We start from the raw sequence: 17,597 nt of genomic DNA, 5'->3' as shown, positions 1-17,597 counted from the left end.
GGCTGGAACCTGGACAGCGTTGAGACGTCCTGAACACTCCAGCCGATGTGCAGGCGGAGGCGCCATGGCACACATCAGCACCCCACAGCCCCTGGCCGTCCTCCCCCAGGGAACGACTGCTGTGCCATCGGTTGTGGTGGGGGCCGGCGCCGGGTCCGGGGAGAACTTCCTGGACGACCGTCAACTGCTGCAACGAACGTCCCTCTGCCGGGACGTGGCCCGAATGCGACCCGGTCGGGCCCCGTGGGCGCTGTCTCCCTCCCGCCTCGGCACCCCCAGGGCCCACTTCCCCGTACGAGAGTCATCCGCCCCGTTCGGGAGCGGGGCGACAGGAACACGAGGAGAGACAGCTCATGGATTACGAGACCTTCATCGACACGGTGTCCCGGCGCTCCCATGTTCCCCGGGACAAGGCTGAGACCCTCACCCGCGCGACTTTGGAAACCCTGGCCGAGCGGCTCACCCGGGGCGAGGCGGACGATCTCGCCTCGGAGCTGCCCAAGCCGCTGAAGACACCCCTCATCGCCCCGACCCCAGAAGCGGAGGGCTTCGGACTGGAGGAGTTCATCAACCGAGTGAGCCGGCGTTCCGGCATGAGCCCGGACGAGGCCCGCGAGGGAGTGCGTGCGGAACTGAGCACCCTCCGCGACGCGGTCAGCGACGGCGAGTTCCGCCACGTACTGGCCCAGCTGCCCACGGAGTTCGGCGAGCTCGCCGGCGCCAGGGGCTAGGCGGCCGACACGACGCGAGGTGAGTGCCAGGGCCGAAGGTCCGGCCCTGGAGCTCGACCTCCGTTTCGGTTCCGCATGGCGCGGCGTACGAGTGGAGAGCGAGGATGCCCACGCCCGGTCGGATGGCCCGGTGGGGACACGTGCACAATGCGCTGCGCACTGGGTGGGCGAGGACGTGCGCTGGGTCGCGGAGGCCGACCGGCGCACCAAGCTGGGCCTCTTGGGGAGCGCCCGCTGCCTCCTGTTCCTCATCTAGTGGGAGTAGCCCTCAGAACAAGAGCCGGCGCTCGTCAAGGCTGGAGTTCGGTGAACAGGCGGCGGCGTAACGTCGAGACTATTCTGTTCGCTGTGGACGGCGCCTTCGTCGGCGGGAAGGGCGTCGTTCCGATTTCAAGCAGGCCCACAGCAGAGCGTAGGTCAGTTCGTCGACTTGGTACGGAACCGCAACGATGGCGGGTATGGGAGATATCCGGGGCAAGGAAGAGTTCGGACGCACCGCGGTCGTCGCGGACGGCGGCTACCGAGGCACCCGTGGATAACGCACGCCTCCGGGTGAGACCGCAACGGGTGTTGAGCCGTCAGTCCGCTACGACACGAAGAATGCAACCTCACTGATTGCGTTTGCGTGTCGCTCAGACCGTATACGGTGACGCTTGCTCGCATCGCAGTAGGAAATCGCCATCAGAGAGGAAACGAGTATGACCACTTCAAAGTGGTGTCTGCTGGCCGCTTCGGTGCTCACAGTGTCAGGTATCGGATACCATGCCGCTGCGTCCTCAAGCTCCAATGCTCAGGGCGACGAGAGAGTGGGGAGCTACGAAGTAATCCATCTGCACGGGAAGATGACGGGAAGCAAGAGGCTCAACGATGGAGATCGCGCAACCGGAGTAGGCAATCAGGTTTTCATCACCGAAAATATCTCCCGCAGCGGGGGCAAGGGTGGCTTTTCTGCAACAATGTGCACCCAGATCGGTGGATCCCTGAATCCTACCCCAGCGCATCCGACCACTCAGCTGTGTTCAGGCAGTTACAGCCTCGGTAATGGACAGGTCACCTGGCAGAATACGCTCTCCGTTACACGCCAAGGGACTCCGCCGCCGTGGAAAACGGCTATCACCGGCGGCACGGGTGCGTATGCGAATGCTCGCGGCTATGTCCTTGTCGACGGGGCAAAGCGAAACTACACACTTTACCTCGTGCGAACGTCCCCCTCGTGAAAGCGCGAGGCTCAGGCTGATGCGCTGCCGGCCCCGGAAGAGGCGCTCGTCCTCGCGCGGGACACGCCCGAGCAGCCGGTAGATGACCGTGACGGGCAGCGCCTCCCGCCTCGAAGCCACGCTGTCCCTGCCCAGCATGCTCGGGGCGATGGAGTTCAGCGGATGTACGTCCGACCGCGCGGCTTTCCGCCGCGCGGCACGGACCCGTCGGCGGCCGGTAGCTCCCGGTCCGAGGAGGAGGGCACGATCCGTGCTGCCGGGTCGAGGGCGGCGCGTGGAGCGAGACTCGTACTCTCACCGCGGTGCCTGGGAGGCGCGGCCCATCCGGGGTCAGCCCGTCTTGCGAGCCACGCCCCCGTAGAAGCCGATCTCGTCCGATCGTGCCGGCGGCGGGGTGTCCGGGCGCCAGAAGGGGACCTGGGCCAGGCCGGGCTCGACCAGTTCGAAGCCGGTGAAGAAACGCTCGACCTCGGTGCGGGACCGCAGGTTCAGTGTGGCGGTGGCCCTGTTGTAGACGGCCTGTGCATCGCTGCGATCAGCGAAGTCACCCGTGGCGTGCGACAGCACCAGGAAGCTGCCGGACGGTAGCGCGTCGCGCAGGGTGGCGACGACCTGCTGGGGGTTGTCCGCGTCGGTCAGGAAGTGGAGGATCGCGACGAGGAGCAGGGCGACCGGCTCGTCGAAGTCGATGACCTGGCGGACGTCGGGGTGGTCCACGATGGCCCGCGGGTCGCGCAGGTCGGCGAGGACGACGCTGGTCGTGCCGGAACGGCTCAGCAGCGCGTCCGCATGGGCCTTCACGATCGGATCGTTGTCGACATACGCGACGCGCACGTCCGGCGCCGTCTCGTGGGCGATCTCCTGCACGTTCGGGGAGGTGGGCAGCCCGGTGCCGATGTCGAGGATCTGGCGGACGCCGCTGGAGACGACATGGCGGACGGCGCGCCGCAGGAAGGCGCGGTTGGCTCGCAGGCCTATCCGCACCTCGGGCGCGGCGGCGGCGAGTTCGTCGCCGGCCCGTTGGTCCACCTCGTAGTTGTCCTTGCCGCCCAGCAGATAGTCGTAGATCCGCGCAGGGTGCGGCCTGCTGGTGTCGATCTCCTCGGCACGGAAGCCGTCCTGTCTCACACTGCGCTCCACTCGACGCTCGCCACGGCCCCCTTGCCCGCCGGCGACCCTGGACAGCCTCCCATATCAACCACCCTTGGTGTGGCCGCAGTTCTCGGCATCAGCGGTTCGCCGACGGCGCTTGGGTCTCTGCGCCACGAGGGCGTGGCAGTCCGATCGGACGCCTACCTGGCGGTCGCGAAGTCCTGTGTCCAGTAGCTGCCGGGCTGCGCGAGTCCGACGCCGATCTGTTTGAAGGCGCAGTCGAGGATGTTGGCCTTGTGGCCGGGGCTGGACATCCAGCCCGCCATGACCTGTTCCGGAGTGTCGTAACCGTAGGCGACGTTCTCTCCGTAGGTGCTCCAGCTGTAGCCGGCGCGCGTGATCCGGTCGCCCGGCGAAGACCCGTCGGACCCGGTGTGCGACATGTTCCGGTGGGCCGCCATGTCCTCGCTGTGTGTCTGGGCGACCTTGGTCAGGGTCGTGTTGAGGGTCACGGGCGAGCAACCGGCTTTGCCGCGCTCGGCGTTGACGAGCTCCACGATGCGAGCGACGGTGCCCGACGCCGTGGCGGTGGCTTTCGGCGTGCTCGCAGAGGTGGGGGCCGCGGAGGCGGGGGCGGCGGCCTTGACGGGGCTGGACGTGGTCGCCTTGGGCTTCGGAGCGGCTGGCCTCTTCGCAGCGGTCGTCTTCTTCGGCGCGGGCTTCTTCGGCGCGGGCTTCTTCGGAGTGCTCGCGGAGGCGGTCGGAGTGGGCGATGCCGACGGAGTGGGTGCGCTGGTCTCGCCGAGGTTCCCGTCGAAGTTCCTGTAGACGTTCTTCCAGGAAGCGTTGGCCGCGTGCTGGTCGGCGCTGCGGGACTGATTCTCTTCGCCGTCCCGCCAGTGGACACATGCCATGGCCACGGGCGGCGCGCCCACAGCCGACACGGCGACGGCAGCGATGAGTATTCGCCGGTAACGCTTCTTCTTACGATGCTCGCCCATGCGTGTCCTCACCCGATGATCGCGGACGCCCCTTGTGCGGCTGGCTCTGCGCAGGCTCCGCCCTGGACCGCGGAGACCGCGGAGACGTGCTGCGGCTCGTCATTCTTGAGAGGGCTGTACACGGGTGCAAAGGGCTCGGCTACTACCGCGCTTCGTAGTGCAGGGCGGCCCTTGCGATGCGTGGGAGAACGTGCCGATCCGGCCTGGGTGGGTTGCGCAAAACGCCTGGTGCCCCGTCAGTGACGGCCCTTATGCGAGCAAATGGCGAGAACGCCGACCGTGTGAAGTGCTGCAAAGCTCGGCACGATGGGGATCCGAGGTAAGCCGGACAAGTCGCCTATGTCGCCGGAGCGGCATCTACTAAGCGCGGTGCCTAGTTGCCGAGGGCGGTGTGGCGGATGTCACGGCAATACGGCTTCTGTGTCCGGTCGGGCTCACGGCCTCGCCCGTCGCATGCGCGCCCATCGGTTCCCCACGGCGGCAAGGCTTACGAACCCCTGACATTCCGGCGCTGCGCGGTCGCCGGGCGGGGCCCTGGCCGTACGGTCGGTGGCATGTTGATCCTGGTCACCGGAGGTGTGGGCTTCATCGGCTCGCACATCGTCACCGCCCTCACCGGCGCCGGGCACGATGTGCGCGTGCTCGACGCGCTGTTGCCCGCCGCGCACCACACGTCCCCGCCGATCCCCGACGGGGTGGACTTCAGGCATGCGGACGTGCGTGACGCGGGGGCGGTGGACGAGGCCCTTCGGGGTGTGGACGCCGTCTGCCATCAGGCGGCGATGGTCGGGCTCGGCAAGGACTTCGCCGATGCCCCCGCCTATGTGGGCTGCAACGACCTGGGCACCGCGGTGCTGCTCGCCGGTATGGCCGAGGCCGGGGTGAGGCGTCTGGTGCTGGCGAGTTCGATGGTGGTCTACGGAGAGGGACGCTACGAGTGCCTGTCGCATGGCGTCGTACGCCCGGGGCCGCGCACGGTGGCCGACCTGGAGGCCGGACGCTTCGAACCGCCCTGCCCGACGTGCGGTGAGCCGCTCGCCCCCGGCTTGGTGGCCGAGGACGCCCCGCTCGATCCGCGCAACGTCTACGCCGCCACCAAACTCGCGCAAGAGCACCTGGCCGCCGCCTGGGCGCGCGCGGCGGGCGGGCGGATGGCCGCCCTGCGGTACCACAACGTGTACGGGCCCGGGATGCCGCGTGACACCCCGTACGCGGGCGTCGCCTCGCTGTTCCGGTCCGCGCTGGAGCGCGGTGAGGCGCCGCACGTGTTCGAGGACGGCGGCCAGCGGCGGGACTTCGTCCATGTACGGGACGTCACCGGGGCCAACCTCGCGGCGCTGGACGGGCTGCTCGATCTGCCGGAGGGGACCGCGAGGGCGTACAACGTAGGCAGCGGCGAGCCGCACACGGTGGGGGAGATGGCCGCCGCCCTGGCCGAGGCGCACGGCGGGCGGGCACCGGTGGTCACGGGGGAGTACCGGCTCGGCGACGTCCGCCACATCACCGCCTCCTCCCGCAGGCTGCGCGAGGAGCTGGGCTGGAAGCCGCAGGTGGCCTTCCGGGAGGGAATGGCGGAGTTCGCGACGGCCCCGCTCCGGGCCGGCTGACCTTTCCCGCGGCTGGATACCGGCCACGAGGAAGGCGAAGGGTCCGGCCCTGCCGTCCCGCCCGAGGAAGGCGAAGGGTCCGGCCCTGCCGTCCCGCCCGAGGAAGGCGAAGGGTCCGGCCCTCCCGTCTCGCCCGGCGAAGGCGAAGGGTCCGGCCTTGGCAGTCCCGCGCAGGGCCGGCTCTTGCGCCGGTGGGCTTCTCAGGCGGCCGCGGGCAGACGGACCTCGAATCGGCAGCCGCCGGATACGTTGCACACCGCCGCGCGCCCCTGGTGTGCCTCCACGATCCCGCGCACGATCGCCAGGCCCAGACCCGCTCCGGCTGGCGGGGTCCGCGCATCGGTGCCTCGCCAGCCGGTGTCGAAGACGCGGGGCAGGTCTTCCGGCGGAATGCCGCCGCAGCCGTCGGTCACGGAGACGACGACGCTGTCCACCTCCCGGCGGGCCGAGACCGCGACCGTGCCGTCGGTGGGTGTCCGGCGGATCGCGTTCACGAGGAGGTTGGCCAGGACGCGCGACATCTCGCGGCCGTCGACCTCGACCGGGACGGGCTCGACGCCGTCGCCGACGAGCCGTACGCCGTGCTCCCTGGCCAGGGCGTCGACGCCCGCGAGCGCGTCTCCGACGAGGTCGTAGACCGACATCCGGGTGATGTTCAGGGCCAGGACGCCGGCCTGGATGCGGGAGAGTTCGAAGAGGTCGCTCACCATGTCGCTCATGCGCTCGACTTCCGCGCGGATGCGGGCGTGGTAGACGCTCGGATCGTCGACCATGCCGTCCTCCAGGGCCTCTGCCATGGCCTGTAGCCCGGCGAGTGGGGTGCGCAGGTCGTGGGAGATCCAGGCGACCAGTTCGCGCCGGGAGTCCTCCAGGGCCCTCTCCCGCTCCCGGGAGGCGGCGAGCTTCGCGCTGGTGGCGGCGAGTTCGCCGCTCAGCTCGGCGAGTTCGGCGGTGAGAGCGGCGGCGGGCGGTGTGAAATGGCCGTCGTCTCCGAGGGCGCGAGTGGCTTCCGCCAGGGCTCTGCTGCCGCGCACGACGCTGCGGCCGAGCGCCAGTGCCACCCCGAGCGAGACGACCGCCGCGATGGAGCAGACCATCGTCACGACCCACAGGTCGTGGTCGGACAGGAGCATGGCCCAGGACACCAGCATGGTGCCCGCGAGCATCGCCGCCACCGTCACGGTGGCGACCACGGCCAGCGACAGAGCGACCGAGCGGTTGCGGAGCAGCCGCAGGGCCCCCGTGCCGAGCAGCCCGGCGCCTGCCGCGCCGATGGCCGCGTAGAGCGCGATGAGGAGAATGTCACGCGCCATCATCGGCTCCGTCCGCCGGGGAAGCGTCGAAGCGGTAGCCCCTGCCCCACACGGTGCTGATCAGGCGGGGGCGTGCCGGGTCGCGCTCGATCTTCTCGCGCAGACGCCGCACATGGACGGTGACGGTCGACAGGTCGCCGAACTCCCAGCCCCACACCCGGCGCATCAGCTCCTCGCGGCTCGTCGCCCGCCCGGGATTGCGCAGAAAGAACTCCAGCAGGTCGAACTCGCGGATGGTCAGGGCGAGTTCGCTGCCGTTGCGGATGGCACGGCGAGCGCGGGGGTTCAGGGCGAGGGGGCCGGCACGCAGCCAGGACTCGGCCGGTGCGGTCCGGTCGGCGGCCGATGCTCCGGCGCGGCGCAGCACCGACTCCACCCTGAGGACGAGTTCGCGGGGGCTGAAGGGCTTGGTGACGTAGTCGTCGGCCCCGACCTCCAGACCGAGGACGCGGTCCTCCTCGTCGCCGCGCGCCGTCAGCATGATCACAGGCAGCGGACCGTTCTCACGGAGGCGGCGGCACACCTCCAGCCCGTCCAGGCCGGGCAGCATCAGGTCCAGCACCACCAGGTCAGGGGGCTGGGCGGCGGCGCTGGCCACGGCGGCGGGACCGTCGGCAGCCAGGTCGACGGCGAAGCCCGCCCGGTCAAGGTAGCCGGCGACGACCTCGGAGACGGTGGGGTCGTCGTCCACGACGAGTACGCGTTTCACGCCACCGAGTCTCGCACCGGGGTTCGGCCGTCCACGCGCGTGGCGGCGAACGTCAGCGATCCGTAAGGTCGCCAAATCCCTTTTGTCCGTTCTGTCTTCGTAGGGTGAGTGGGGTGATCGAGACATCCCCCTCTTCGCCCGCTCCCGTGGACGTGGTGCTTCCCTGCCTCGACGAGGCCGAGGCCCTGCCGTGGGTGCTGAGGCGCGTCCCCGCCGGCTGGCGTGCGATCGTGGTCGACAACGGCTCCACCGACGGCTCGGCGGACATCGCCCGCGCCCTCGGGGCGCAGGTGGTCCACGAGCCGCGCCGCGGCTTCGGCGCCGCCTGTCACGCGGGCCTGACGGCCGCCACGGCCGACGTCGTCTGCTTCTGCGACTGCGACGCCTCCCTCGACCCCGCGCTGCTGCTCGCCGTCGTCGGACCCGTCCTCGACGGTTCCACCGACCTCGTACTGGGCCGCCGCAGGCCCGTCACACGCCGCGCCTGGCCGGCACACGCCCGCCTGGCCAACCTGGAACTGGCCCGCCTGATCCGCCGGCGCACCGGACTACGGCTGCACGACCTCGGTCCGATGCGCGCAGCCCGCCGCGCGCCCCTGCTCGCACTGGACCTGACCGACCGGCGCTCCGGATACCCGCTGCAAATGGTGGTCCGCGCGGCGGACGCGGGCTGGCGGGTGGCGGAGACGGACGTGCCGTACCTCCCGCGCACCGGCCGCTCGAAGGTGACCGGCACCTGGCGCGGTACCTGGCAGGCGATAAGGGACATGCGCGCCGTACTCGCCGAGCGGCCCGCCGCAGGCGCGGTGACCGCGGCGACCGTACCGGGAGCCGGACGATGAGCGCCCGTCTTACGGCCACGGGGCCGGCCACGATCCTGGTCATCGCCAAGAACCCCGTCCCGGGGCGGGTCAAGACCCGGCTCACCCCGCCCTACACACCCCAGGAGGCGGCCGCCCTGGCAGAGGCCGCCCTCGCCGACACCCTGCACATGGTGCTTCACATCCCCGCCCGGCGGCGCGTCCTTGCTCTCGACGGTCCCGGCCTTCCCGACCTTCCCGACGGTGTTCCCGGTCCCTGGCTGCCGCCCGGCTTCGACATCGTGCCCCAGGGGTCCGGAGGCCTGGACGAGCGGATCGCGACGGCCTTCGCCCACTGCGACCGCGGACCCGCCCTCCTGATCGGCATGGACACCCCCCAACTGACCGTGGACCTTGTCGCGGGTGTCGGCCGGGACGGCCACGACGCCTGGTTCGGGCCGGCCGCGGACGGCGGATTCTGGGCACTGGGTTTCGCCGACCCGGCACGCGCCGCGAGCCTCGTGCGAGGCGTGCCCATGTCCACCGACCGCACCGGGGCGATCCAGCGCCGCCGACTGGCCGAGGCGGGCCTGAGCGTGAGCGACCTGCCGGAGCTGCGCGACGTGGACACCGCCGCCGACGCCGCCGAGGTCGCCGCGTGCTGCCCGCCCGGGTCGCGCTTCGCCGCCACCGTGAACGCGTTCGCAAAGGCCGGTCGGTGAGCGGCGCGGCTCGCGGTGCGCACGCCGCCCCCGCCGAATGGGCCAGGCAGACCGCGGCCCCACGGCACCCGCACACCGTGGTCGCACGGCCTGCCCAGCTCCCCCCGCGGATCCCCCCGGCCGACCGGCCCAGGCCGACGGAGCCAGGCGAACCGTGGACGGACGACCCCTACGCCCACGCCCTGCGCACCGGCCGTGGCCCGCTCTACCTGCGCCGCCTGTCACCACCGGCCGGCCTCGACGGCATCGAAGGAGAAGGGGAACTGCTGCCGCTCGACGTCGAGCGCTGGTGCGTCGCCGCCGACGCCGCCGACACCGGCGTTCTGCACCGCTGCACCGGCCCCGTTCTCGACGTCGGCTGCGGACCGGGACGACTGGTGGCGGCTCTGGCCGCCCGGGGCGTTCGGGCGCTCGGCGTGGATGTCAGCCCGGCCGCGGTGGCCCGGACCCGGCAGCGCGGAGCCGCCGCCGTGCGCCGGTCCGTCTTCGAACGCCTGCCGAGGGAAGGCCACTGGGGCACCGTCCTGTTGATGGACGGCAACATCGGTATCGGCGGGGACCCGGTCGCCCTCCTCCTCCGCCTCCGCGCCGTGGTCGCGCCCGGTGGGCGACTGCTGGCCGAGGCCGCCCCGCACGACGTGGACGAGCACCTCACCGTCCGCGTCGAGGACGCCCAGGGCCGCCACGGCCGGCCCTTCCCGTGGGCCCGCCTCGGCACCGACGCCCTGCTGCGTGCCGCCGACACCGCGGGGTGGATCCTGACCGGCCGGTGGACGGCCGAGGGCCGTCCGTTCGTGGAACTGCACCGCCCGAAGCCCGGGCATCACGACGAGCACCCCGCGACCGCCGGAGGGCCCGAACACCCATGAGCGACACCACCGCCCCGCACCGCCGGCATCCCCAGCCGCCGACCCGTCAGCCCGCCGCGCCGGCGCACCGCACCACCACCGCCCGTATCAGCGTCCTTGTCACCGCGGTTCTCCTCGCCGCACTCACCGCCGTCGTCGCCGGCACCGTGCGCGCGGGCGACAACGAGAGCGACCCCGGCCGTCTGCTGGCCGGCTACGCCGTCGCCTGGACGCTGTTCGCCGCCGCGGCATGGGCCGTACGCAAGGCCCCGGCCCGCGCCGCGACCGTTCTGGTCCTGGCCGGTGCGGCCGCCGTGGCGCTGGCCGCGCTCGCCGCCCCGCCCCGCACCAGCAACGACATGTACCGCTACGCCTGGGACGGCCGTGTCCAGGCCGCCGGGGTCTCCCCGTACGCCCACCCGCCCGCGGCACCAGAACTCGCCAAGCTGCGCGACGACTGGCTGTTCCCCGCCGACGGGTCCTGCCGGGAGTGGGGGCTGACCCGTACGGACAGCGGCCTGTGCGTCCGCATCAACCGCCCTACGGTCCCCACCATCTACCCGCCCGTCGCCGAAGGCTGGTTCTTCGCCGTGCACGTTCTCTCACCACCGCACAGCCGCCACAAACCGGTCCAAGTCGGCGGCGCTGTCCTGGCGTTCGGCACCACCCTCGCCCTGCTCACCGTGGGGCGCCGGCGCGGCGACCCGCGCCGGGCCCCGGCCCGCGCCGCCCTGTGGGGGTGGTGCCCGGCCGTCCCCTTCGAAGCCGTCAACAACGCCCATATCGACACCCTGGGCGTCCTGCTCGCCGTGCTCGCCCTCGGCACCGCCGGTGCAGGCGCCCGCCGCGGCGCGCTCCTCGGCGCCGCGACGGCCGTGAAACTGCTGCCCGTTCTGTTCCTGCCCGGCGCCCTGTCCGGTCAGCGCAGCCCGGCGCGGCTCGCGCGCGTGGTGTCGGCCCTGCTCGCCGCGGTCGCGCTCGCCTACCTGCCCTACGTCATCGCTTCCGGCCCGCATGTGCTGGGCTACCTGCCCGGCTACCTCCAGGAGGAGGGCTACGATCCCGGGCACGTGCGCCGCTTCGCCCTGCTGCGGCTGCTGTTGCCGGACTCCGCCGCGGGAGTGACCGTCATCGTGCTGCTCACGCTGACCGCCCTGGCCGTGTGGTGGCGCGGCGACCCCGCCCGCCCCTGGCGCGGTGCCCTGGTGCTGACCGGAACCGCCTTGCTGCTGGTCTCGCCCAGCTACCCCTGGTACTCGCTCCTCGTGGTCGGCCTGGTCGCCCTCGACGGCCGCTGGGAATGGCTGACCGTGACCGTCGCCGGCACCGTCCTCTACCTCGGCGGCCGGCTGCTGCCCGGCTTCCCCCTCCAGGCGTGGGCGTACGGCATGGCCGCCGTGTGCGTCGCGCTCGGGGCCTGCCTGCGCGCTGCCGCGGCACGGCGGTTTCCGGAGCGACGCCGCGGTCCGTGCCGGTCGGGCACCTGACGCTGACCGAGGACGCGGCCGGTCCCGGTCGGGCACCTGCGCGGATCGAGGACGCGGCCCGTCACCCGTGTCCGGTGACGGGCCGCGAAGGCGTACCCCTCACGGCGGCCGGCCGTCAGCCGACCGCCGGGCTCGGCGTGGGCGAGGCGGTGTTCACGTTCAGGTCGGGGCGGGGGGTGAGGACGACCATCGGTGCGCCGGGCTGGGGCGGGGGCGGGGTGAGCTGGTCCTTGGGGAGCTTGGGCGGGGTGCTCTGCTGGAAGAGAACCTGGTCGAAGTTGACCGTGCCGGTCTTCTCCAGCACGGTGATGTGGTCGAGCACGGTGTCGTTGGCCAGGTCGGCGAGTTGACGCACCAGGGTGTTCTTGGTGGTGGCCCGGATCTTCGCGATGGCCGGGAAGATCTGCCCGTGGGTCACGCGCATGATGTTGGCCGCCGTCGAGTCGAACTCCTTGCCGGACTGGGCGTCCGAGGTCGCCACGAACTGCTGCTGTTGCGGGGTTGCCTGGTTGGGCAGGGTGATGCCCAGCTCCGGGGCGATCTTGCGGCACATCGCGTCCAGTCCGGCATGGCCGACGATCAGGTGCTTGCCGGCCTCCCGCATCTCGGGCGTCGAGCCCTTCTTCAGGGCGATCTCGCCCAGCGGGTACTCCCACAGCCCGGCGGAGCGCACCTTGACGACGAAGTCGCGATCCGCCTCGGTGAGGGGCCCGTAGCGGGTGTTGGCGATGACACGGTCCGGGGAGCTGGATGTGGTCTGGACACCGAGCATGGCGGGGTAGGCGAGGGCGGTGAGGGTCAGGCCCAGGGCACCGGCCACGAAGACGGTACCTGCCATGTTCCGGGATATGGGCATGCTGCCTCCAGGCGCGAACGAGTTGTGCGTCAAGGAGTACGGGAGCGGAACACGGATCGATCACCGCGCGAGCACCACTTTGCGCTTTCCCTATGTGTCTTGCGTCACAGGGAGCGGGATTCACGGGACGATTCGGGCGGCGGCGCCGCACGAGCGATCACCGTGTCGTCCCCTGGGCGGCGCCCGTGGGACGACACGGCCCCGACGCTCCCCGGCGCGATCACTTGCGCGGCATGGGCCATGCGCGAAATCCTGCCATCGTTCGGCCCCTCGTTGTCCAGGGCGCCGAGGTTTCCCGGTCGGCAAGCTGTCGCGCCGCCGATCGCCGGCGCGTGACCGATCTTGCCGGCCTGGCGCAGGGCGCGGTTCGGTTCGCCGAACGGCTCGTCTGCCGGCAACGCCGGTGTCGCCGTCGTCACAGCGGCCGCCAGGATGCATAGGTGACCACCGATGGCGGGCAGGTGATGGACCGGCCGGTCGCTCCGGGTGCAGGCCCGGCCCGGTATCGGCATGGCAACGCTCTCCGGGCGCCCGACCCGGCGCACATATGAGAAGGGACCGTCGATGTTCCGCAAGGTACTGGTGGCGAACCGTGGCGAGATCGCCGTCCGCGCGTTCCGTGCGGCCTATGAGCTGGGCGCCGGAACAGTGGCGGTGTTCCCCTACGAGGACCGCGGCTCGCTGCACCGCCTCAAGGCCGACGAAGCCTATGAGATCGGCCAGAAGGGCCACCCGGTGCGCGCCTATCTGTCGGTCGAGGAGATCGTGGGCGCGGCGCGCCGGGCGGGGGCGGACGCCGTGTACCCCGGGTACGGGTTCCTCTCGGAGAATCCGGATCTGGCCCGGGCCTGCGAGGAGGCCGGGATCACGTTCATCGGTCCGAGCGCCGAGATCCTGGAGCTGACCGGCAACAAGGCCCGCGCCGTCGCCGCGGCCCGCGCCGCCGGAGTGCCGGTGCTCGGCTCCTCACGTCCCTCCACCGACGTCGGCGAACTGCTCGCGGCCGCCGAGGAGGTCGGTTTTCCCCTGTTCGTCAAGGCGGTCGCCGGTGGCGGCGGGCGCGGCATGCGGCGGGTCGAGGAGCCCGCGAAGCTTCGGGAGGCGATCGAGGCGGCCTCCCGTGAGGCCGAGTCCGCGTTCGGGGACGCGACCGTGTTCCTGGAGAAGGCCGTGGTGGACCCGCGCCATATCGAGGTGCAGATCCTCGCCGACGGCCAGGGCGGCGTCATCCACCTCTACGAGCGCGACTGCTCGGTGCAGCGGCGGCACCAGAAGGTCGTCGAACTGGCTCCCGCTCCAGGCCTCGACCCCGCGCTGCGGGACCGCATCTGCGCCGACGCCGTCGCCTTCGCCCGCACCATCGGCTACCGCAACGCCGGGACCGTCGAGTTCCTGGTCGACCGCGACGGCCGCCACGTCTTCATCGAGATGAACCCGCGCATCCAGGTCGAGCACACGGTGACCGAGGAGGTCACCGACGTCGACCTGGTCCAGGCGCAGTTGCGGATCGCCTCGGGGGAGTCGCTGGCCGACCTCGGCCTGTCCCAGGAGAGGATCTACGTCCGCGGCGCGGCCCTTCAGTGCCGGATCACGAGTGAGAACCCGGCCAACGGGTTCCGCCCGGACACGGGAACGATCAGCGCGTACCGCTCGCCCGGCGGCTCCGGCATCCGGCTCGACGGCGGCATCGCGTTCGTCGGCTCCGAGATCGGCGCCCACTTCGACTCGATGCTGGTGAAACTGACCTGCCGGGGGCGCGACTTCCCCACCGCGGTGCGGCGCGCCCGCCGCGCTGTCGCCGAGTTCCGTATCCGCGGTGTGGCCACCAACATCCCCTTCCTCCAAGCGGTCCTGGACGACCCCGACTTCCGGTCCGGCCACGTCACCACGTCCTTCATCGAGGAACGCCCGCAGCTGCTGACCGCCCGCCACTCCGCGGACCGCGGCACCCGTCTGCTCACCTACCTCGCCGACGTCACCGTCAACAAGCCGCACGGCGAGCGCCCGCGTCTGGTCGACCCCGCGACGAAACTGCCGAACGTGCCGTCCGGTGAACGGCCGCCCGCCGGTTCGAAGCAGCGGCTGACCGAACTCGGTCCGGAGGGATTCGCCCGCGCGCTGCGCGAGTCGCCCACCGTCGCCGTCACCGACACCACCTTCCGCGACGCCCACCAGTCCCTCCTGGCCACCCGCGTCCGCACCAAGGACCTGCTGGCCGCCGCCCCCGTCGTGGCCCACACCCTGCCCGGGCTGCTGTCCCTGGAATGCTGGGGCGGCGCCACGTACGACGTGGCCCTGCGCTTCCTGGCCGAGGACCCCTGGGAGCGGCTGGCCCGGCTGCGCGAGGCCGTGCCCAACATCTGCCTTCAGATGCTGCTGCGGGGCCGTAACACCGTCGGCTACACCCCCTATCCGACGGAGGTCACCGACGCCTTCGTCGACGAAGCCGCCCGCACCGGCATCGACATCTTCCGCATCTTCGACGCGCTCAACGACGTCACCCAGATGCGGCCCGCGATCGACGCCGTACGGGCGACCGGGACGGCCGTCGCCGAGGTCGCCCTGTGCTACACCGCCGACCTGTCCGACCCGGCCGAGAAGCTCTACACCCTGGACTACTACCTCCGGCTCGCCGAGCAGATCGTCGAAGCCGGAGCACACGTCCTGGCGGTCAAGGACATGGCCGGGCTGCTGCGGGCACCCGCCGCCGCCCGGCTGGTGACGGCGCTGCGGCGGGAGTTCGACCTCCCGGTGCACCTGCACACCCACGACACGGCCGGCGGGCAACTGGCCACCTATCTGGCCGCGATCGGCGCGGGCGCCGACGCCGTGGACGGGGCGGTGGCCTCGCTGGCGGGCACCACGTCCCAGCCGTCCCTGTCCGCGATCGTCGCCGCCACCGACCACTCCGAGCGGCCGACCGGGCTGAGCCTGCGTGCGGCCTGCGACCTGGAGCCGTACTGGGAGACCGTGCGCCGCATCTACGCCCCCTTCGAAGCGGGCCTGGCCTCGCCCACCGGGCGCGTCTACGACCACGAGATCCCCGGCGGGCAACTGTCCAATCTGCGGGTGCAGGCGAGGGAACTGGGCCTGGGCGACCGGTTCGAGGAGATCGAGGCGATGTACGCGGCCGCCGACCGCATCCTCGGCCGCCTGGTGAAGGTCACTCCGTCGTCCAAGGTGGTCGGTGACCTGGCGCTGCACCTCGTCGGTGCGGGCGTGACACCGGAGCGGTTCGCCGCCGAGCCCGGCGCGTACGACATCCCGGCCTCCGTTGTCGGATTCCTGCGCGGCGAGCTGGGCGATCCGCCCGGCGGCTGGCCGGAGCCCTTCCGCGGCAAGGCCCTCAAGGGCCGCGCCGAGGCCAAGCCGGTCGCCGAACTGACCGAGGAGGACCGCGAAGGGCTCGACAAGGACCGCAGGGCCACCCTCAACAGGCTGCTGTTCCCCGGACCGGCCAAGGAGTTCGAGGCCCACCGCGAGGCCTACGGAGACACCGGGGTCCTGCCCAGCAAGGACTTCTTCTACGGGCTCCGCCCCGGCGAGGAACACTCCGTCGACCTGGAACCCGGCGTACGCCTCCTCATCGAACTGGAGGCGATCGGTGAGGCGGACGAGCGGGGCATGCGTACGGTGATGGCCACACTCAACGGCCAGCTCAGGCCCGTCCAGGTCCGTGACCGTTCGGTCGCCTCGGACCTGCCGCCCGCGGAGAAGGCCGACAAGTCCGACCCCCGGCACGTCGCCGCACCGTTCGCCGGGGTCGTCACCCTGGCCGTGCAGCCGGGCGCCCAGGTCGAGGCGGGGGCGACGGTGGCGACGATCGAGGCGATGAAGATGGAGGCCGCGATCACCGCGCCCGTCACGGGAACGGTGGGCCGCCTGGCCGTCGAGTCCGTACAGCAGGTGGAGGGCGGCGACCTGCTGATGGTCATCGCGTAGGCGTGTTTCGAAAGTCCCGTCGTCCGCCGGAACGAGCGTGCGTGCCAGGCATCGCCGGGCAGACGGGACTTTGGAAGACGCGCCCAAGGCGGCACCCGCCTCGGGCGGGCCCCCGGGGGGACCCGGGGCCCGGGCGGGGTCGGTGCCGCCGTACGCGACACCGGTCCCGCAGCAGGGGGTGAGCTTCGCTTTCCGCCCTGTGCAGCGATGATCTTGATGTGGGGTAGCGGATCTTTCGGGTACACGCGCAGGTCGCCCGGTGGCAGCGTCCCGCTGACGTGGCCACCAGCGCGTCTTTGACGGGGCGGAATGCGGGGAACCGCCGCCACCGTCCGTCCGTCTGGAAGTGAGACGGAGGGGGCGGGTGTGATCGCGTGGCTGGGCCTGTGGTTGGCGTTGTGCGTCTGGTTGGCAGCCGGCGCGGTCGCCTATGTGGCATGGAGGCACTGGCACCGTCCGCCACGGCACCTGCGATGGGCGGTGCTGGGGGTGGTCACAGGCGCTGTGGGATACGCACACACACTGGCGTACGGACTCGCGCTGACCCGGCCGGTAGACGTGTGCGGTCGGCGAACGCTCGACGACGACTTCCCGCTGACCCACGTCCGCGTCGACGTGTTCCCGCCGCGCCTCGCGTGCTATTGGACCGACTCGTCGACGTACGGCCCCAGCCACCCCACGGCCGTGGGCGGATGGCTGATGTGGTGTGGGGCGGCGCTGCTGGTGGCGGGCGCGGTCGCTCGGGCGACGGACCGCCCCTCGCGCACGGCGCGCTGGGCCAGGGCGGGCGTGATCCTGGCGCCCGCTGTTGCCGCCACAATCTGGGTGACCAGGGTCCACCGGCTCATGGGTCTGTCGACCGTCGATCTCGACAACGAGTGCTTCACATGGCAGGTGGGTCATCTCCAGTCCGCACCCGCCGGCGAGATCCTGAGAACGGACCGCAGCCTTCTGCCTCCGGCCGTCGACTGCGTCTTCACTGACGGCGTCGTAAGCCTCATCCGCTCGGAAGCACTGGGACTGTGGTGCTGCCTGATCGCGTTCCTCATCTGCTGTGCGGTGATCCTCCAGCGGGTGTCCCGGTCGGTCACGCGCGCTCGCGGACCTCGGTGAGCAGTCCGCACAGGGCGACGCTGCCGGGCCGGCCGGAGCGTTTGCCGCAACGGTCGCCGCGCACTCAGCGATGGACATGGACGGGCACCCTACGCCGCTGCCGCGTCCGCGGCGCACTGATCCGGCCACTCCCGCAGGGACAAGCAGCCGTCTTGACGG

The 17,597-nt window shown here is 71.6% G+C and carries 14 protein-coding genes; 8 read left to right on the top strand and 6 right to left on the bottom strand.

All coding sequences use genetic code 11. The annotated features are described in order from the left end of the window. Positions 1 to 353: 353 nt before the first annotated feature. Positions 354 to 731 carry a DUF2267 domain-containing protein gene (locus ABZ823_RS19680; RefSeq protein WP_361661548.1) on the top strand — a complete coding sequence of 126 codons (378 nt, stop codon included), beginning with the start codon at positions 354 to 356 and terminating at the stop codon, positions 729 to 731. Between the two features lie 1,547 nt (positions 732 to 2,278). Here ABZ823_RS19680 and ABZ823_RS19675 read toward each other — a convergent pair. Further along, positions 2,279 to 3,076 (bottom strand): SAM-dependent methyltransferase, encoded by a 798-nt coding sequence (locus tag ABZ823_RS19675; protein WP_361661545.1) that lies wholly within the window; start codon positions 3,074 to 3,076, stop codon positions 2,279 to 2,281. 164 nt (positions 3,077 to 3,240) lie between these two features. Then, positions 3,241 to 4,041 (bottom strand): CAP domain-containing protein, encoded by an 801-nt coding sequence (locus tag ABZ823_RS19670; protein ID WP_361661542.1) that lies wholly within the window; start codon positions 4,039 to 4,041, stop codon positions 3,241 to 3,243. 554 nt (positions 4,042 to 4,595) lie between these two features. Between ABZ823_RS19670 and ABZ823_RS19665 the strand changes: the two genes are divergently transcribed. Then, positions 4,596 to 5,648 (top strand): NAD-dependent epimerase/dehydratase family protein, encoded by a 1,053-nt coding sequence (locus ABZ823_RS19665; protein WP_361661539.1) that lies wholly within the window; start codon positions 4,596 to 4,598, stop codon positions 5,646 to 5,648. Between the two features lie 200 nt (positions 5,649 to 5,848). Here ABZ823_RS19665 and ABZ823_RS19660 read toward each other — a convergent pair whose 3' ends face one another. Both ABZ823_RS19660 and ABZ823_RS19655 read right to left on the bottom strand, forming a co-directional pair. Continuing rightward, entirely contained in the window at positions 5,849 to 6,961 is a 1,113-nt protein-coding gene (locus ABZ823_RS19660; RefSeq protein WP_361661536.1) for a HAMP domain-containing sensor histidine kinase, read from the bottom strand. Then, positions 6,951 to 7,670: a response regulator transcription factor gene (locus tag ABZ823_RS19655; protein ID WP_361661534.1), complete on the bottom strand. Its 720-nt coding sequence runs from the start codon at positions 7,668 to 7,670 to the stop codon at positions 6,951 to 6,953. Before ABZ823_RS19655 ends, ABZ823_RS19660 begins: the two co-directional genes overlap by 11 nt. Positions 7,671 to 7,783: 113 nt before the next feature. On the opposite strand from ABZ823_RS19655, the gene ABZ823_RS19650 reads away from it, so the two are divergent. The 4 genes from ABZ823_RS19650 (at position 7,784) to ABZ823_RS19635 (ending at position 11,527) form a co-directional block, all read left to right on the top strand. Continuing rightward, on the top strand, positions 7,784 to 8,512 hold the full coding sequence (locus ABZ823_RS19650) for a glycosyltransferase family 2 protein (protein ID WP_361661531.1): 729 nt from the start codon (positions 7,784 to 7,786) through the stop codon (positions 8,510 to 8,512). Next, positions 8,509 to 9,192 carry a DUF2064 domain-containing protein gene (locus tag ABZ823_RS19645; protein WP_361661528.1) on the top strand — a complete coding sequence of 228 codons (684 nt, stop codon included), beginning with the start codon at positions 8,509 to 8,511 and terminating at the stop codon, positions 9,190 to 9,192. The genes ABZ823_RS19650 and ABZ823_RS19645 overlap by 4 nt, the downstream gene beginning before the upstream one ends. 110 nt (positions 9,193 to 9,302) lie before the next feature. After that, positions 9,303 to 10,061 (top strand): class I SAM-dependent methyltransferase, encoded by a 759-nt coding sequence (locus tag ABZ823_RS19640; protein ID WP_361661746.1) that lies wholly within the window; start codon positions 9,303 to 9,305, stop codon positions 10,059 to 10,061. Beyond that, the gene (locus tag ABZ823_RS19635; protein WP_361661526.1) at positions 10,058 to 11,527 is read left to right on the top strand and encodes a glycosyltransferase 87 family protein; all 1,470 of its coding nucleotides are present in this window, start codon (positions 10,058 to 10,060) and stop codon (positions 11,525 to 11,527) included. The genes ABZ823_RS19640 and ABZ823_RS19635 overlap by 4 nt, the downstream gene beginning before the upstream one ends. 115 nt (positions 11,528 to 11,642) lie before the next feature. Here the strand turns inward: ABZ823_RS19635 and ABZ823_RS19630 are convergent, their stop codons facing one another. Together ABZ823_RS19630 and ABZ823_RS19625 are read right to left on the bottom strand one after the other, a co-directional pair. Next, complete coding sequence (locus ABZ823_RS19630) at positions 11,643 to 12,383, bottom strand: DUF4142 domain-containing protein (protein ID WP_361661523.1); 741 nt, start codon at positions 12,381 to 12,383, stop codon at positions 11,643 to 11,645. A gap of 104 nt (positions 12,384 to 12,487) precedes the next feature. Further along, on the bottom strand, positions 12,488 to 12,802 hold the full coding sequence (locus ABZ823_RS19625) for a hypothetical protein (protein ID WP_361661520.1): 315 nt from the start codon (positions 12,800 to 12,802) through the stop codon (positions 12,488 to 12,490). A gap of 145 nt (positions 12,803 to 12,947) precedes the next feature. Between ABZ823_RS19625 and ABZ823_RS19620 the strand changes: the two genes are divergently transcribed. Further along, positions 12,948 to 16,325: a pyruvate carboxylase gene (locus ABZ823_RS19620; RefSeq protein WP_361661517.1), complete on the top strand. Its 3,378-nt coding sequence runs from the start codon at positions 12,948 to 12,950 to the stop codon at positions 16,323 to 16,325. A 504-nt stretch (positions 16,326 to 16,829) separates the two neighbouring features. After that, a complete protein-coding gene (locus ABZ823_RS19615; protein ID WP_361661514.1) occupies positions 16,830 to 17,438 on the top strand; it encodes a hypothetical protein in 609 nt (202 codons plus the stop codon). The last annotated feature ends 159 nt before the right edge of the window (positions 17,439 to 17,597 follow it).

Origin of the sequence: Streptomyces sp. NPDC047079 (assembly GCF_040643755.1) — a bacterium.
In the GTDB taxonomy this organism is placed as follows: Bacteria; Actinomycetota; Actinomycetes; order Streptomycetales; family Streptomycetaceae; genus Streptomyces.
Note: the sequence above shows the minus strand (reverse complement) of the source record. Positions and strands in the feature narration are given on the sequence as shown.

Bases quoted from the DNA above. Each gene is read 5' to 3' on its own strand.
- ABZ823_RS19680 (WP_361661548.1), top strand. From the start codon at position 354: ATGGATTACGAGACCTTCATCGACACGGTGTCCCGGCGCTCCCATGTT.
- ABZ823_RS19670 (WP_361661542.1), bottom strand. From the start codon at position 4,041: ATGGGCGAGCATCGTAAGAAGAAGCGTTACCGGCGAATACTCATCGCT.
- ABZ823_RS19665 (WP_361661539.1), top strand. From the start codon at position 4,596: ATGTTGATCCTGGTCACCGGAGGTGTGGGCTTCATCGGCTCGCACATC.
- ABZ823_RS19660 (WP_361661536.1), bottom strand. From the start codon at position 6,961: ATGGCGCGTGACATTCTCCTCATCGCGCTCTACGCGGCCATCGGCGCG.
- ABZ823_RS19645 (WP_361661528.1), top strand. From the start codon at position 8,509: ATGAGCGCCCGTCTTACGGCCACGGGGCCGGCCACGATCCTGGTCATC.
- ABZ823_RS19635 (WP_361661526.1), top strand. From the start codon at position 10,058: ATGAGCGACACCACCGCCCCGCACCGCCGGCATCCCCAGCCGCCGACC.
- ABZ823_RS19630 (WP_361661523.1), bottom strand. From the start codon at position 12,383: ATGCCCATATCCCGGAACATGGCAGGTACCGTCTTCGTGGCCGGTGCC.
- ABZ823_RS19620 (WP_361661517.1), top strand. From the start codon at position 12,948: ATGTTCCGCAAGGTACTGGTGGCGAACCGTGGCGAGATCGCCGTCCGC.